The sequence below is a fragment of the Burkholderia sp. JP2-270 genome, assembly GCF_003233675.1.
Taxonomy (GTDB): Bacteria; Pseudomonadota; Gammaproteobacteria; order Burkholderiales; family Burkholderiaceae; genus Burkholderia; species Burkholderia pyrrocinia_C.
Genome location: NZ_CP029825.1, coordinates 1043427 through 1058409 on the forward strand (window position 1 = coordinate 1043427; position 14983 = coordinate 1058409).

The following is a 14983-nucleotide window of genomic DNA, read 5'->3' on the forward strand; positions in this document are numbered from 1 at the left end:
ACTTTAGACGGTTTCGCGCAGGAGACAAATTTTCCGGCGTGCGTCGTTCCGACGCGCATTTCATCAGATCAGCGCGGCTTCCGGCACCGTTTCGGAAACGGGCATCAGTGCGGATCGGTGGGCCAGACGTTGAGCGCGATCGCGGCCGTCGTGACGCCCACCGCAATCGCGGCCGCCCCGTATCGCACCGCATCGGTCAGGTCGAACAGCAACCCGTGGATCGCCACGGCAATGCCGCCCAGCATGATGAAGGTGGCGATGGCCGCCAGCACGACTCTCAGTTCCGTCCGAACCATGATGCGTCTCCCGAACGGATGCATGTCGCGTCGCATGCATGTTGCAATGCGGAACACGGCGCGTGCGTGTTCCATTTCCATCATTGCATGCGGCCATTTAAAAGCAAGTGGATTTTGTTCGCAGTCGCATATCGCACGTGGCGCTTGTATGATGATGCGTACCCGGATGGTCGGCCTTCGCGCCCGATGGTGCGCCGCAAGCGAAACGTGGATTCCGCAGACGGTTTCGATATGGCTTCGGCAAGTACCGCGGCACAGGAGTGGCCGATCGAGGAGCATGGGGCCCAAGTAAGCGCTGAAGCACTAACCGGGACCGACCGCGAAGCATGGGGTCCCAGTAAGCGCTGAAGCGCTAACTGGGACCGACAGGAGACAAGTCATGCCGCAACCCTTCGTGCTGCCCGCCGCCGCGGGTCGCACCGACCTGCTCGCGCAGGCGCATGCGCGTTCGACCGCGGTCGGCCTGCGCGCGCACGAGCGCCCCGATTTCTCGGCGCTGTCGCGCACCGCGCTGCGCGAACTGCTCGACACGAATCACGCACTGTTCTCGCACGCCCGCCCGGTGATGGAGAACCTCCACGCGCAAATCGCCGATACGCAAAGCCTCGTGCTGCTGACCGACGCCGACGGCGTGATCCTGCACAGCATCGGCGACGCGGACTTCATCGAGAAAGCCAACCGCGTCGCGCTGTGCACCGGCGTGTCGTGGGCCGAAGGCGCGCGCGGCACCAATGCGATCGGCACCGCGCTCGCATCGGGCCAGGCCGTCGCGGTACATGGCGCCGAACATTTCCTGCGCGCCAATCACATCCTCACCTGCTCATGCGCGCCGATCTTCGATCCGTTCGGCCGCACGCTCGGCACGCTCGACGTCAGCGGCGACCCGCGCGGCTCGAGCCCGCATACGCTCGCGCTCGTGCGGATGTCCGCGCAACTGATCGAGAACCACCTGTTCGCGAACCAGTGTGCGGAAGCGTTGCGGCTGCGCTTTCACGCGCACGAGGATTGCGTCGACTCGCTGTTTGCGGGGCTCGTCGCGTTCGGCCCCGACGGCGGGCTGATCGCCGCGAACCGCAGCGCACAATTCCAGCTCGGCGCGCCGTTCGATGCATTGCAGCATCAAGGCTGCGACGCGCTGTTCGGCATGCGCTTCGGCCAGCTCGCGCAGCAGGCGGCGCGCGCGCCCGGCGCGACGTTCCGACTCACGCTGTCGACCGGCGTACGCGTACTCGCGCGCTGCGAATTCGCGGAAGCGCAGCGCGCGACCGTCGCCGTCACGCCGCCCGCACCGGCCGCGCGCGTGCGCGCGCCGGACCCCGACGCGATCACGTTCGCGACGCTCGACACCGGCGACGCGCGCATGGCCGCCGTGCTCGAACGCGTCGCGAAGATCCGCGGGCGCGACCTGCCGCTGCTGATCCTCGGCCAGACCGGCACCGGCAAGGAATGGCTCGCCCGCGCGCTGCACCAGGCGTCGCCGCGCGCGGACGGCCCGTTCGTCGCGGTCAACTGCGCGGCACTGCCCGATTCGCTGATCGAGGCCGAACTGTTCGGCTATGAGGACGGTGCGTTCACGGGCGCGCGCAAGCGCGGCAGCCCCGGCAAGATCGCGCAGGCCGACGGCGGCACGCTGTTTCTCGACGAAATCGGCGACATGCCGCTCGCTCAGCAGGTCAGGCTGATGCGCGTGCTCCAGGAACGCGCGGTGATGCCGCTCGGCGGCGCGCGCGCGGTGCCGGTCGACGTGCGCGTGGTCTGCGCGACCCATCGCGACCTGCGCGCGATGATCGCCGAAGGCACGTTCCGCGAAGACCTGTTCTACCGGATCAACGGGCTCGCGGTCACGCTGCCGGCGCTCGCCGCGCGTACCGACCTGCCCGCGCTCGTCGACCGGATTCTCGCGCGGCTCGCCCGCAGCGAGCCGATGCCGCGCCGCATCGCGGCCCACGTGCTCGACGCGTTCACGCGCCACCGCTGGCCCGGCAACCTGCGGCAGATGACCAACGTGCTGCGCACGGCCGGCATGCTCGCCGAAGACGAAGCCGAAATCACGCTCGCGCATTTGCCCGACGATTTCTGGCTCGACTGTGACGACACGACGGCGGCACCCGCTGCGGCGGCCGCGACCGCACCGGCCGAGCCGCGCGAAGGAACGACGCTGCAAAGCCATCAGGCCGCGGTGATCGACGCGGTGCTCGCGCGGCACGGCGGCAACGTGTCGGCGGCCGCGCGCGAGCTCGGCCTCGCGCGCAATACCGTGTACCGGTACCTGCGCCGGCACTGATAGCCGCGGCCGGCGGGCGCCGGCCGCACGCGGCTTCGGGTATGCTTGGCGCGTTGCCGCCGATCCACCGCCCGCTTCCCATGACCACCCCGGAACACCCTCCCCTCGTGCGCATCGAGCCGCTCGGCACGACCTTCGATGCGCCCGATTCGCTGACGCTGCTCGAGGCAGCCGCATTCGCGCGCGTGTCGCTGCCGCGCTCGTGCCGCAACGGCACGTGCCGAAGCTGCCTTTGCCGGATCGTCAGCGGCAGCGTACGCTATACGATCGAATGGCCGGGGTTGAGCCGCGAGGAAAAGGCCGACGGCTATACGCTGCCATGCGTGGCCGTCGCGACGTCGGACCTCGTGCTCGACGTGCCCGACGCGGTCATGCTCGACTAGATGCGGCGCACGGTCGCGCGCGCCGTCCTGCAACGATTGATCCTGCATGGAGAACGTGATGACCCAGCAAACCGATCGCATCGAAAAGCAGACCCTGCTCGCGGCATCGCCCGACCGCGCCTGGGAAGCCGTCAGCAATTCCGGAGAATTCGGCCACTGGTTCGGTGTCACGTTCGACGGGCCGTTCGCGGCCGACCAGCCGCTGTTCGGCCGCATCACGCCGACGCGCGTCGACGACGACATCGCCAAGACACAGGAGCCCTATGCGGGCACTGTGTTCGAAATCGTCGTCGATCGCATCGAGCCGAAGCAACTGTTCTCGTTTCGCTGGCATCCGTTCGCGATCGATCCGAACTTCGATTACACGTCCGAGCCGATGACGCTCGTCACGTTCACGCTCGCCCCACAGGCCGGCGGCACGCTGCTGACGGTCACCGAAACGGGTTTCGGCCAGTTGATCGAAGCGCGTCGCGCGAAGGCGCGCGAGATGAACGATCAGGGCTGGGCCGCGCAGATGATGCTGATCACGAAATATCTGGCGAAGCACGCATAACGCGCCGCGATGCCGCACGCCGCTGCCGACATGCGAATCGACGTGCGTGGCATAATCCGCTCCATCGTCGCCCATACGCCGCCGCGCATCGCATGCTGAGTCGTCGTCTCCGGAAGATCGGCAGTCTGATCGGGATGCTCGCCATCCTGATGACGGCGCTCGCGCCGGCGATCTCGCAGGCACTGACGACGCAAGGCCGTGTCGATGCATTGCTGGCCGGCTACTGTACGGCCGCGCCGGCCACCGGCGACCGCTCAGCCGATTCGTCGTCGAAGAGCCTGCAGGCCCACCTCCAGGCATGCGGCTACTGCAGCCTGCTTGCCCATACGCCCGCGCTACCCGCGCCCGAACAGACGTTCGCGGCCAACGTGCGCGTCATCCAGCACCGCGAAGCGACCCGCTTCGACAGCCTGCGCCGCGCGCTGCCGCTCACGGCCGCGCAGCCGCGCGCCCCTCCGTTCGCGTCCTGAACCGTCGTCGTCACGCGTGATGCCGTAGCGCATCGCGCGGTCCGCGCGCGCCACCGGCGTGCGTGACGTGTCACGTTTCGAAGGACGATCATGTGTCACCGTGTTGCGCGCGGCGTTGTGCCGTGCGTGCGGTTGGCCGCTTCCGGTTCGTACTGTCGCGCCGACCGCAGCCGGCATCGGTGCCGCTGCGATGCCGCTCGCGCATCCGTCCGTCGAATCCGTGTGTGTCCATCCGATTCGCCACTCGCACAACCAGCCATGAAAACCTTCCCTTTCGTTCGCGGCGCACTCGCCGCACTCGGCTTCGTCGTCATCCAGGCCGCGCAGGCCCACGCGCTCCCGAAAACACAGGAACCGGCCGCCGGCGCCACGCTTTCGAGCGCACCGCACGCGGTCACGATCGATTTCAGCGAAGCGCTCGAGCCTGCCTTCAGCTCGATCGCCGTCACCGACAGCAACGGGCAGTCGGTCGCCGACGGGAAATCGGCCGTCGACACCGGCAACCGGAAACGGATGCACGTCGCGCTGGCCAGCCTGACGGCCGGCACGTACACGGTCGCGTGGATCGCGGTAGCCAGCGACGGCCATCGCACGAACGGCCGCTACACGTTCACGCTGAAGTGATACACGCGATGCGCATCGGCATGCCGCGCCGATCGCACGGCCGTCGATGCCTCACGCGGCACCCCCGATAAGGAGAACAAACAATGAAACGCTCGATTCCGACCGGCCTGCTCTTCGCGCTGCTGGCGCTGCAAGCCCCCGCCACATTCGCCGCACCGGCCGTGCAGGCCGACAACTGCTGGATCCGTGCGATGCCGGCGACGGTGCCGTCGTCCGGTTACTTCACGCTGAAGAACGACGGCGATGCACCCGCCAGGCTGACAGGCATCGACACCCCCGCGTACGGGATGGCGATGGTGCATGAAACGCAGACGAACGGCAGCACCGCGAAGATGGTTCACGTCGACGCGGTCGAGGTGCCCGCGCACGGCGCCGTGACGTTCAAGCCGAAAAGCTATCACGTGATGCTCGAGCAACCGCGCCAACCCGTCGCGCCCGGCGCGAAGATACCGTTCCGGCTGCATTTCGCAGACGGCTCGACGGTGTCCGTGACCTGCGACGCGAAGGCACCGGCGTACGCCGGCCAGTAATCAGCAAGGTTGCACACGCAACTACAGATGGAGACGAACATGAAAAACCGCCAGCCGCTGGCCGACCTGATCGTCCGCTACCGGACGCCGCTGAATGTCGCCGTGCTGATCGCCTGCGGGTTGTGGGCCGCGTGGATTGCGTGGATGACGCGTCCGGCTGCGATCGATACGCCGCTGTCGATCCCCGCATACTGCATGCGCGACGCGCGCTGACGCACCGCGCCGGTTCCGGCGAATGCTTGCGCCATTTTGGCGTGGCATCATCGCTTCACCCCTCCCGCCGGATCCGCCTCCCGGAGCGACGCATGTCCATTCAGACCTGGATGCTGTTTGCCGCAGCCTATCTCGCCACGACGCTGTCGCCGGGGCCAAACGTGCTGCTCGTCATCCGCAATACCGTGCGCTACGGCACGCACGGCACCGCCGCGACGATCGCGGGCAACCTCGTCGCGCAGGGCGTGGTCGTGCTGCTGGTCGCGCTCGGCGTCGGCGCGGTGCTCGCCGCGATGCCGCCGCTGTTCGTCGCGATGAAGGTCGTGGGCGCCGCGTACCTGATGGTTCTGGGCGTCCGGCAACTGCGCGGCGACCGCAAGGCCGCCGCTTCGACCGGCACAGCGGAGATCGCCGTGCCCGAGCGGGGGAAGCTGTTCCGCGAAGCACTGTTCGTGTCGGGCAGCAATCCGAAGACGATGATCTTCCTGTCGGCGTTCATGCCGCAGTTCATCGTGCACGACCGCCCGCTCGCGCTGCAGTTCGTCGTGATGTACGTGACGATCGCGTGCACCGTCGTGGTCGTTCACAGCATCTATTCGGCCGGCGTGCGCCGGTTCCATCGCGGCTTCGGCATGAGCCGCGCGGTGCGCGCGCTCAAGCGCGCCAGCGGGCTGCTGTTCGTCGGGCTCGGGATCAAGCTGCTGACTGCACGGCAGGTTTAACAAGCGCACGCACGCCGGGCAACGGACGGCTCGGCGGGCAGCCCGTCCCCGTCAGACCTTCCACGCGGCCAGCGCGGCGACAATCCCGTCGAACGACGGCCGGGTATCGATGTCCTCGCTCACGCAAGCCGCAGCGAGCGCTTCCAGGTCACTCGCCTCGCCCCATGTGCGCGGCGCGCAATGCGCAAGCAGTTCGCCGAGCAGATGGCCGAACGCACGGACTTCCAGCCGTTCGAGCCGGGCACCGTGCTGCGCGTCGATCGTGTCGTAGAACGATGCCGCACCGAAATCGCCCAGCAGCGCGCCGCCTTCACCGTCGTGCAGGATGTTGTGCGCATACAGGTCGCCATGCATGATGCCGCGCGCGTGCAGATGGCGCGCGGCCGACGCGATGCCGTGCGCGATCCGCACCGCCTCTTCCTGCTCGAATCGTGCGTCGGCCGCATACACGTCGCGCGTGCAGGTTGCGAAGCTCGGCGGCCCGGCCAGGTTCGCGAGCGCAGGGTCGACCAGTTCCATCACGAGGCCGTGCGTGCCGTCCGGATGACCGCGCACCTTGCCGATCACCGGAATCACGTTCGGATGGCGGCCGGCGTGCAGGCACGCGGCCATTTCACAATCGGGCAGCCCGTCGCTCGTCACCGCGCCCTTGAACAGCTTGACCGCGACCGCTCGCGGCGCATGACCGTCCGCACGCCATTGCGCGCGGTAAATGACGCCCGACGCGCCTTCGCCCAGCTTCTGGTCGCACGAGAGCGACGCCCAGTCGACGTCCGCGACCTCCGGCCCGGCCGACGCCACGGCTTCCTGTGCGGCGCTGAACGGATTGCCGGAGTATGCGAGCCACGCAAGGCGCGGCAGGCGCGGCAACCAGTCGGGCAGTTCGTCCAGCCGGTTCGCCGACAGGCGCACCAGTTCGAGCGCACGGCACGCGGCCATTTCGGCAGGCAGCGCGCGCAGCCGGTTGCCCGCGAGCATCAGCTTCTGCAATCGCGAGCAGTCGCCGATCTCGGCGGGCAATGCGTCGATTTCGTTGTCGGTGAGGATCAGCCAGCGCAGCGCGCGCGGCAGCGATCCGCGCGGCACCGTGCGGATCCGGTTCGCCTTGAAGCCGATCATGTCGAGCTGCTCACACGCGCCGAGCACCTCGGGGAAGGCGGTGAAGCGGTTGCCGGACGCGAACAGGATGCGCAGGCGGTGCAGCCGTGACAGGTCGTCCGGCAGCGCTGCGAGCGCATTGCCGGACAGGTCGAGCACTTCGAGCGTGTCGGCGAGATCGAAAATCTCGCGCGGAAATTCGGTCAGCCCGCACGCGAGCTTGAGTTGCCGGGCGCCTGACAGTTGCCCGGCCTGCAGTTGTTCGAGAGTGGTGGTCACTGGGAGAAAGCGGGTTGCGGTTGCGATGATCGTCGGACCGATCGAACGGATTCTACCGGGATCGCTCTCACACACACCGCAACCGTGTCATACCCCCTTCACAAAAGCGCAATGTGACGCTAGAATTGCGCCCCTTGCAGTGCAGTGCCGACGTGGTGAAATTGGTAGACACGCTATCTTGAGGGGGTAGTGGCGAAAGCTGTGCGAGTTCGAGTCTCGCCGTCGGCACCAGATGCGGTTTCTCCGCATTTCGAGATCGTGAGTCCTCGTCTTTGAGGCGGCACCGAGCCAAGACTCTGAAGATCAAAGACAGGTAACCGGCGTTACATCAGGCACTTCCGATCGACTGGCTGGACGACGCGCTGGGCGCAATTCTCCACTGAACATTCAGCCGCGCTCCAGACAGCAATCTCCATGATCAGCGGGAAGCCAATGGTTGGTGCCCCGTCGCCACCAACACGGCATTGATATCATCGCGCGCGCTGACAATGCGACCGCGTACCTTGCAATCCGATTGCACAGGCTTTGCGCCAACAGTAAATCCTACGCCACTCAGTTTGGTCGCCACCCATTGCGGGCCACGCTTTTCCAGCGCGAACGTCATGATCCCTGCCTGGTCGTCCGTCATCTCCAAATCGCCATCCTTATCCGCCAATGCGGCACATAAGAATGCGGCATCGTGGTCTTTGGCCAGGTCGACCACGAAATAGCGATAGTCCTTCAGGTCCGAATCGTTGTCGTTCAACCGGTGAACGGCCGCCAGTATCTGGGCACGGTCAGGGTCACTCTTGTCCAGATCACGGGCACATGCCACGTTGATCAATGTAACGGTGAAGATCAGTGCGCATACTGCGAATTTAAGCGACTTCAGCATGAACAATCCTTTTGACCGTGCCGCAGAGGCAACAAACTTACCCTAAGCTCGAAATCAGCGCGCATCCACACGTAGCACGGTGACCCTGCCGCGCTACCCATACACCGCGATCGGTTATTTTGGCATCGCCTTCCAGAATCACGTTCGGATTCACGTCGGGATGCTGGGGACACTTCACTAAGTCCCCCTTGCGCGCCACACGCCGCCCGCCGTAGCGCATGGTCTCCGAGGCAGTAATAACCTCGCCCCCGTGGTCAGTGGTGTCGCCGAGTCGAATCAGATCAATCATGGAGTTTCCCTCATTCGGCAATCACCGGCTGCCTGAACGGAATCAACGAGATTTTCACGCGTCAGGGCAAGTTGAATACCTGACTGCAACGCAGCTTTACTCCGTTGTCGATCGTCAGATCGAAGTACGGCTTGCGATCGAAATGCTTTTCGTCCGCATCGGGATCGGGGATATCTCGAAACCGCTCGAAAACGAGCATCTTGCCGCTCTGTAGCCGTATCGACATGAGCTTCATCGACTGATCGAATTGCGGCGTTCCCCATGACGAATCAATCGGCTTCCCCTCGCCTCTAGAGAGGTAGATCGACAGGACATTGCCCCACTCCTGGCGGGGAACCACCTTCATCTGATCGGAATCCGCCTGCGGCACGCCAACATTGACGGAAAGCTTCTTCCCGCCCTTTGCCGTACAGACGAACTCCTGATTGCCGCCGAACCGCTGCTGAAACGCGACGAACGGATCGGAGTTGCCCTGATCAGCCAGGGCTGTCGCCCCCCAGCAAGAAAGCACTGCGCCGGAAACCAAAAACCAAGCCTTCCATTTCATTTGACCCAGACTCCTGTCACCTTTCGGCCCTTTCCGATCAACGTGGGCTTCTCGCCCTTGCGCATCACTCTGCTATTCGGACTGATGTAATCGCTCGCAAATAGAGGTCCGGGCAATACGACCTCTGCATGACCATGGGTCGATCCATCGGTCGTACCGTAAACGATCACCGCACCCTCGGGGGCATCATAGGGGCTCGCGATGTGATAAGACGGATCGGAAAGAATGTTTTTAAATCCTGCCTTTTCAAGATCGATGCCGGCATCTTTGGCTTCGACCTGAGGCGGATACGAATCGACCATACCGGAAGCCATTAGCGCGATTTTCACATACTTCCAGCACTCCATCGTCGACACGCCGGGAGCTTTGGCAACGCTGTAGATCGGCTGCCCCAACTTCGCCTTGTTTACCGCGGCAGGCCCACTGAAATTGGCCTTACGCTTACCGTACTTTGCGTCTCTACGCAAAATCTCGAACATCTTCTGCTTGGGATCGCCGTCCGGCGGCGAATCGTCGGACGCCTGCGCGACGGCAACAGGGTGACCGTTGTCGTTGCGGGTCACTTTCGCTTGCTGCGATGCCTGAGAAGATTTATCCGCTTGCTCTGCCGACGAGGCCGCTGCCGGTGACGCAGGTGCAGACGATGCTGCGGTTGAAGATGGCCTTGCCGCCGGCGAGATGGGCGCCGAAGTTGCCGCCGTTGCAGAGGGGGCTACCGAGGACGCTGCTCCCGATGCCGTGCCGTTCGACGGCAGCTTGATTTGCTGCCCGGGCGTAATCAAGTTGCCGTCCAGCCCGGGATTAACGCGCCGGAGCTCGGCAACACTCGTCCCATGCTGGTGTGCGATTTTCCACAGCGAATCGCCATGCTTGACCATATACGCGCCCAGCTTGCTATTCCGGCGGTGATCCCCCGGGGACCCGGGATGTGCATTTGTCCGCGCTTCGACTTTGCTATGCGGACTGGTCAGCGTCAACGTGGCAAACGAGCCGGAAATCGAACCCGTCCACGCCCGTTCGAGATTCGCTTCCACCTCCTTCACCCAGACTTCCAGTGTCTCAGTGAATGGAACGTTCTTGACAGGTTGACTGATTTTTCCAGAAGCGTCGCTACGACCCTCCTGCAACACCTTCCCGCCGGACTTCACCTGATAATGCACGCCGGAAATCGGCTGCTTTTTCTTGTTGACGAATTGAACACCCAACGCGCCCGAGCAGCAGCCGAGGTCGTAATCGCCGAACTTGTCGATATAGTCCGAAACCGTAGTGCCGTTCGCGTCCGCCGGATCATCGGCCCCGTTCGATTCCAGAAATTTCATCACGCCGGGATGCTTGGCCGTTCCGAAACCCTTGAGGTGAGCTGCGCCGACAATACCGGAATGCGTGATCGTTATTCCGGCAATGACCTTGCCCTCGTATTGGTCCGCACCTTGTCGACGAGCCCGCGAACAAAGCAGCCTGACCCACGATACAGCCGCCACGTCCTGTTCGTCCGGAGAGCTTCTGAAATCCTCCAGGCTGTGGATTCCATCCTTTCCGGTCCATGTCCCTTTCCATTGATACTGGAACTTCGTATGGTGGTGCGGCAACTGGATGATGGGAGACGAACCGTCCGACACGTAATAGCCAAGGTCACTCAATGCGGACTCGCCAAACTGATACTTGCCGACGTATCCGTACTTGTTGATGACCTGGTAGTTCCCGCCACCTTCGCTCTGAAATAGTGCGCCAAGGAACTCCTTGATTCCACCCTTGCTCATGGTTCACTTCTTCTTGCAAAAAATTCGAGCGTCATCCGCATCGATCTTGATCGGATATTGCGTCTCGATGAGCGCCTTTTCTGCGTCGCTCGGATTCCCTAGCCATTGCGGCACGCAGCGATACAGCAAGCGCCCGGCGGTGCGATGGGACTGTTCGTCGTAAAGCATCGCGACATTCGTGACGTTGCACTGATTCGCCTGGCAAACGTGGTAGAGCCACTCGCGAGACTCGCCCATCTTCCAAAGCGATCCTTCCGTCGCCGGACCGCTCAGCAGGCGCTTCCGAAGCATTTGCACATCCAGGCCGGACAGGTTCAGAAAATGATCGAACGCGGTCGACACTGTCCGCCCGGTCACGGATCCGGCCTGATCTCCATCCGGATCCACGAGGTTGAAGATCTCCGTTTTATATCCCGAGCTTGCCGGCGTGACATTTTCCGCGGCGGGCGCCTGACTCTGGGCCTTACAGCCGAATGCCACCGAGCAGAACAACAACATCCAGAAAAACCTGGATCGAGCCTGATACGAACGAACTCCGGAGAATCCCTTCAATCTCATTTTTTTAGTGTGCCCTTGCGTCATCCCTGCACTCCATCTCCGTCAGAAAACAGATCATCGTGGACGGTATCCAGATGATGAGTCCAATCGCCATGTCGTATGCTGACATGAACAGCCTCTTCCTTCTCCGTGAAGACTCTGCCGGTCATGCCATCCTGATCGAGCGTTCCGTAATAGTGCGAATCCTCACCGACCTTGATCGTGTACGGCGCATTCCCGAGTATTTCTCCGTCCGCGAGTGCTCCCGACAGATCGAATCGCAAGCTATACGGCCCGGCACTCTGAGGTATCGGCATCGGCGGCAACGGCATGCGTACCGAGTCCGGTCCCGGCACATCCCAGCTTGCGGCCCGCTCCAGAATCGTTCCCGGCGAGCCATTGACGATCCCGCTGCCATTGATCTGGATGTACGACCCGCCCGCGCCAATCCAGACTTCCTTTGCCGCTGAGATAACCACCTTTCCATCGGTGCTGCTGATCGTGAGGTCCTTCAGGGCGGCGAACGCCATCTGGTCGCCCTGTGCCTGAATCTCGACCTTGCCCTTCGCAGCGAACAGCTTCATCCCCGCGTTCTGCACGAACAGGCTGATCTTCTCCGCGACGCTCGCCACAAGCGACTTTCCGCTGGCGATGAACATGCCCTGCCCGCTGACCAGATTGGTCTGCTGGTCGCTCGAAACATGCACTGATTGCTGCGTGGACAACGCAACGCCGGACGGACTGGCGAGCAGCATGACGGGGGTCTGGAATGCGTTGGCGTTGCCGGCACCGCCTCCCCCCGTTCTGCCGCCCGACTGCGTGCCCTGTGCGCTGCCTTGCGTTGCATTGGTAAAAGCCTTCAACGCTGCGTGCCCGTCCGCGAGACTTTCTGCCTGATGCGCCTGACTCGCCTGCGACATTGCTTCGATCATGCTTTCAGCTCCGACGAGTTGCTGCTGCGCTTCGCGCACGTCGAGTTGCTGACTGTTCGCCTGTTTCGGATGCGTCGTGACGTACAACCCTCGTGCGGCACGCACGGCACCGTACGAATCCGTTTTCAGGTCGAATCCCGAACCGAGATACGAGCCGCGCGCATTGCCGCTCTGGTCGATCAGGTATCCCAGGTGCAGCAAACTGTTGCCATTGCTGCTGAACAGCCTGGCGCGATTCTGTCCCGTCGCATCGTCCAGAACCATTTCGTTATAACCGGCCCCCGAATACTCCTTCGACCGGTAACCCGACAGGATGCCGTTGCTATGCCACTGCGGTTGAACGTTCCCGTTGTAAACGCGATGCAGCACGATGGGCCTGTCACAGTCCCCGCCGACATAACCAACCAGCACTTCTTCACCGACTCGCGGAACGTGAACACTCCCGTATCCGCCGCCCGTATCCGATTGCGCGACTCTCACCCAGCACGACGCGCTCGCGTCTCCCGAGTTTTGCCGGTCCCATACGAACATGACCTTGACCCGGTTCAATGCGTCCGTGTATACCTCTTCGCCCTGTGGCCCGACAACGATTGCCGTCTCCAGCTCCATCGCCGGCTTCTTGTGCTCGAACGGGCTCCGATACGGGACCGTCACACGCTGCGCCTCGACTTCGACCCGATAAAAGCCGGCTGAACCGTCATCATGAGTGACGACTCCACCCGCTTGCCCCAGCTTGGCCTGCGCGAGTTCGCCCTGCAGGCTGTATGGAAAGGTCGCTTCATGATTCGATAGTGGCAAGTTGTTCTCGATATACCGATGCACCTTGATCGCGGCGAATTCGCGCTGACCGACCGGGTCGCGGTCGTGTTCCGGATGCCCCGTTAACACAAATCGGCAACCGGCATCGATAGCCCGAACACCCCCCACGCCGGAAAATCGCTTCGCTCGCGACTCCCATTCCTCCAAGTGAATCTTTGAGAGATGCTCCCCTCGATTCCGATCCAAATACGTATAGGCACCCGTGTATTCGTAGACTTCTGCCTGATCCGGCAAACTCCCTTGGCCGGACATCGTCGGTAGCGTGGTGCCTTTAGGATTGGCGAGGGATGACGGGGCTTTGTAGTCGAACGTGCGCGTCGTGTGAACAGTACTTTGCAATGTTCGCGAACCCGCCCACTGCGTAAAGGCATCCGTTTCGCCACGTGCTCCCGATCTGGAAAACCCAACTGAATTGGGAAACATCTCATCGAGCGAGTAGACGTCATCGGTCACGACAAGCCTATGCGACTTCCCGTCGTTGTCCTGGCGCCAGAAACCGAACAGCCCTTCCTCCTCCAGCAATCGATGGACAAAATTCCAATCGGTCTCACTCTGGCGACAGTACGAACGCGGAGGTAATGGCTTCAGCAAAGCAAACTCGAATTGCCCGCGAGCTTGCGGATGCGCATTAAATACGTCCGTGATGATGGCGTCGACACTCTCGTCCTGCCAGTACCGCATATCGCTACGAAACTTGAGGAAATGCATCCACGAAGCGAAAGTCAATTGATAACTTGAAAGGCCGCCGTCAGCGCCAAGTCTGCGAGCTGTATGAATGTAGCCGTTGAGTGGCCGATAGGACTTGTTCGCTTGCTGAATCCAAAGCGTCATCGGTTGGGCGATCAGCGTTTTGAGCTCGATGTCGCCTGCGGTGGATACCATATCGAGCGTGACACTGAAGTCACGGCCGAGCTCGGAATAGGTCACGGCTCGTCGTGGTACGAGCGCGTTCTCCGGCAACGCCGGGATACTCGCCTTGAGCAGGCGGTCTTGTTGGATCAGGCCGCCACGAATCGCCTGAACCACTTCGGTCATGTTCATTCGCTATCCATCTTCTTGTTCTTTGCAGGCCCGCAGCGGCCTGCACTCTCACGGGAACGGCTCCCCGTTACGCCGCCGCAATTTTAGTGGCAACGACAAGTCGCGAGAATGTACATTAATCCTGAAAACAACAAAATGGCCTAACAAAAATTAATACACGACTCTCGAAAGAAGCGCGCTCACCCTCGACACCGTAAAAATTCCAACTTCCAAACACATTTCTTTCTATTTCATTCAATAAAATACCAAAATTAATAGAATTGTAATTAATTGAGGCTGGATTAGGCCATTGCAATCATCGATGGCGTCGAAGTCATCAGAAACCAACCCGTGGTTCCTCGCGACCGAGCAAAGTGTCCCTCAACGACGTCGATCGACTCTCTACCGCCGAGGCCGCTTCCAGTAGGCGTGGTACGCGGCAACGATGTTCCATTCACTATTCAGTGGGGACCCACTGTGCACCACGTCGCCGACCTGTATGCTCGCGAAGTCGCAGCCAACGCCAGTCACGCAGCAATCGTTGACTCGTCATCCGCTCAGCTCGGCCAACTGAACGGCAGACGGCTAATCCAGCTCGTAATATCGTACGTCAATGCGATTCAAGTCAAAATTTCCAAGACATCATTAATCTCGCGACTATTCCAGCAACAAATTGTGCAGCCTTCTTCGTGATTTATCAGCCCGCTGTGAAGGATCGATATCTCCAGTTTCATCGAACAATTCTCGCACAGT

At 62.4% G+C, this 14983-nt stretch carries 16 protein-coding genes and 1 tRNA gene; 9 read left to right on the top strand and 8 right to left on the bottom strand.

What is annotated here, in order from left to right; translation table 11 throughout:
* Positions 1-104: 104 nt before the first annotated feature.
* Positions 105-296, bottom strand: coding sequence for a DUF2964 family protein (locus DM992_RS22580; protein ID WP_034181003.1), 192 nt, complete (start codon positions 294-296; stop codon positions 105-107).
* A gap of 379 nt (positions 297-675) precedes the next feature.
* Between DM992_RS22580 and DM992_RS22585 the strand changes: the two genes are divergently transcribed.
* From DM992_RS22585 to DM992_RS22620, 8 genes are all read left to right on the top strand, one after another.
* Entirely contained in the window at positions 676-2580 is a 1905-nt protein-coding gene (locus DM992_RS22585; RefSeq protein ID WP_111018719.1) for a sigma-54-dependent Fis family transcriptional regulator, read from the top strand.
* Positions 2581-2660: 80 nt separating this feature from the next.
* Entirely contained in the window at positions 2661-2963 is a 303-nt protein-coding gene (locus DM992_RS22590; protein ID WP_034180650.1) for a 2Fe-2S iron-sulfur cluster-binding protein, read from the top strand.
* A gap of 58 nt (positions 2964-3021) precedes the next feature.
* Positions 3022-3516, top strand: coding sequence for an SRPBCC family protein (locus DM992_RS22595; RefSeq protein WP_111020353.1), 495 nt, complete (start codon positions 3022-3024; stop codon positions 3514-3516).
* Positions 3517-3608: 92 nt separating this feature from the next.
* A complete protein-coding gene (locus DM992_RS22600; protein ID WP_111018720.1) occupies positions 3609-3986 on the top strand; it encodes a DUF2946 domain-containing protein in 378 nt (125 codons plus the stop codon).
* Positions 3987-4244: 258 nt separating this feature from the next.
* On the top strand, positions 4245-4610 hold the full coding sequence (gene copC / locus DM992_RS22605) for a copper homeostasis periplasmic binding protein CopC (protein WP_111018721.1): 366 nt from the start codon (positions 4245-4247) through the stop codon (positions 4608-4610).
* Between the two features lie 83 nt (positions 4611-4693).
* Complete coding sequence (locus DM992_RS22610; protein ID WP_111018722.1) at positions 4694-5140, top strand: copper chaperone PCu(A)C; 447 nt, start codon at positions 4694-4696, stop codon at positions 5138-5140.
* 39 nt (positions 5141-5179) lie between these two features.
* Positions 5180-5353 (top strand): hypothetical protein, encoded by a 174-nt coding sequence (locus DM992_RS42355; protein WP_204356168.1) that lies wholly within the window; start codon positions 5180-5182, stop codon positions 5351-5353.
* A gap of 92 nt (positions 5354-5445) precedes the next feature.
* On the top strand, positions 5446-6075 hold the full coding sequence (locus DM992_RS22620; protein ID WP_111018724.1) for a LysE family translocator: 630 nt from the start codon (positions 5446-5448) through the stop codon (positions 6073-6075).
* A gap of 51 nt (positions 6076-6126) precedes the next feature.
* Here the strand turns inward: DM992_RS22620 and DM992_RS22625 are convergent, their stop codons facing one another.
* Positions 6127-7452 (bottom strand): protein kinase, encoded by a 1326-nt coding sequence (locus DM992_RS22625; protein ID WP_111018725.1) that lies wholly within the window; start codon positions 7450-7452, stop codon positions 6127-6129.
* A 146-nt stretch (positions 7453-7598) separates the two neighbouring features.
* Between DM992_RS22625 and DM992_RS22630 the strand changes: the two genes are divergently transcribed.
* A tRNA-Leu gene (locus DM992_RS22630) sits at positions 7599-7683 on the top strand.
* Between the two features lie 187 nt (positions 7684-7870).
* Here DM992_RS22630 and DM992_RS22635 read toward each other — a convergent pair.
* From DM992_RS22635 to DM992_RS22660, 6 genes are all read right to left on the bottom strand, one after another.
* Complete coding sequence (locus DM992_RS22635) at positions 7871-8326, bottom strand: hypothetical protein (protein ID WP_111018726.1); 456 nt, start codon at positions 8324-8326, stop codon at positions 7871-7873.
* A gap of 37 nt (positions 8327-8363) precedes the next feature.
* Positions 8364-8615: a PAAR domain-containing protein gene (locus DM992_RS22640; RefSeq protein WP_081938415.1), complete on the bottom strand. Its 252-nt coding sequence runs from the start codon at positions 8613-8615 to the stop codon at positions 8364-8366.
* A gap of 61 nt (positions 8616-8676) precedes the next feature.
* The gene (locus tag DM992_RS22645; protein ID WP_111018727.1) at positions 8677-9162 is read right to left on the bottom strand and encodes a hypothetical protein; all 486 of its coding nucleotides are present in this window, start codon (positions 9160-9162) and stop codon (positions 8677-8679) included.
* Entirely contained in the window at positions 9159-10922 is a 1764-nt protein-coding gene (locus DM992_RS22650; protein ID WP_111018728.1) for a LysM peptidoglycan-binding domain-containing protein, read from the bottom strand. The genes DM992_RS22645 and DM992_RS22650 overlap by 4 nt, the downstream gene beginning before the upstream one ends.
* Before the next feature lie 3 nt (positions 10923-10925).
* Entirely contained in the window at positions 10926-11504 is a 579-nt protein-coding gene (locus DM992_RS41765) for a hypothetical protein (RefSeq protein WP_162631714.1), read from the bottom strand.
* Positions 11501-14251, bottom strand: coding sequence for a type VI secretion system Vgr family protein (locus DM992_RS22660; protein ID WP_111018730.1), 2751 nt, complete (start codon positions 14249-14251; stop codon positions 11501-11503). The genes DM992_RS41765 and DM992_RS22660 overlap by 4 nt, the downstream gene beginning before the upstream one ends.
* Positions 14252-14983 lie beyond the last annotated feature (732 nt).

Excerpts from the sequence above, each read along its gene's own strand:
- DM992_RS22595 (WP_111020353.1), top strand. The coding sequence starts at position 3,022 with ATGACCCAGCAAACCGATCGCATCGAAAAGCAGACCCTGCTCGCGGCA.
- DM992_RS22640 (WP_081938415.1), bottom strand. The coding sequence starts at position 8,615 with ATGATTGATCTGATTCGACTCGGCGACACCACTGACCACGGGGGCGAG.
- DM992_RS22580 (WP_034181003.1), bottom strand. The coding sequence starts at position 296 with ATGGTTCGGACGGAACTGAGAGTCGTGCTGGCGGCCATCGCCACCTTC.
- DM992_RS22650 (WP_111018728.1), bottom strand. The coding sequence starts at position 10,922 with ATGAGCAAGGGTGGAATCAAGGAGTTCCTTGGCGCACTATTTCAGAGC.
- DM992_RS22610 (WP_111018722.1), top strand. The coding sequence starts at position 4,694 with ATGAAACGCTCGATTCCGACCGGCCTGCTCTTCGCGCTGCTGGCGCTG.
- copC (WP_111018721.1), top strand. The coding sequence starts at position 4,245 with ATGAAAACCTTCCCTTTCGTTCGCGGCGCACTCGCCGCACTCGGCTTC.
- DM992_RS22585 (WP_111018719.1), top strand. The coding sequence starts at position 676 with ATGCCGCAACCCTTCGTGCTGCCCGCCGCCGCGGGTCGCACCGACCTG.
- DM992_RS22600 (WP_111018720.1), top strand. The coding sequence starts at position 3,609 with ATGCTGAGTCGTCGTCTCCGGAAGATCGGCAGTCTGATCGGGATGCTC.
- DM992_RS41765 (WP_162631714.1), bottom strand. The coding sequence starts at position 11,504 with ATGACGCAAGGGCACACTAAAAAAATGAGATTGAAGGGATTCTCCGGA.
- DM992_RS22645 (WP_111018727.1), bottom strand. The coding sequence starts at position 9,162 with ATGAAATGGAAGGCTTGGTTTTTGGTTTCCGGCGCAGTGCTTTCTTGC.
- DM992_RS22635 (WP_111018726.1), bottom strand. The coding sequence starts at position 8,326 with ATGCTGAAGTCGCTTAAATTCGCAGTATGCGCACTGATCTTCACCGTT.
- DM992_RS22620 (WP_111018724.1), top strand. The coding sequence starts at position 5,446 with ATGTCCATTCAGACCTGGATGCTGTTTGCCGCAGCCTATCTCGCCACG.
- DM992_RS22590 (WP_034180650.1), top strand. The coding sequence starts at position 2,661 with ATGACCACCCCGGAACACCCTCCCCTCGTGCGCATCGAGCCGCTCGGC.
- DM992_RS42355 (WP_204356168.1), top strand. The coding sequence starts at position 5,180 with ATGAAAAACCGCCAGCCGCTGGCCGACCTGATCGTCCGCTACCGGACG.
- DM992_RS22660 (WP_111018730.1), bottom strand. The coding sequence starts at position 14,251 with ATGAACATGACCGAAGTGGTTCAGGCGATTCGTGGCGGCCTGATCCAA.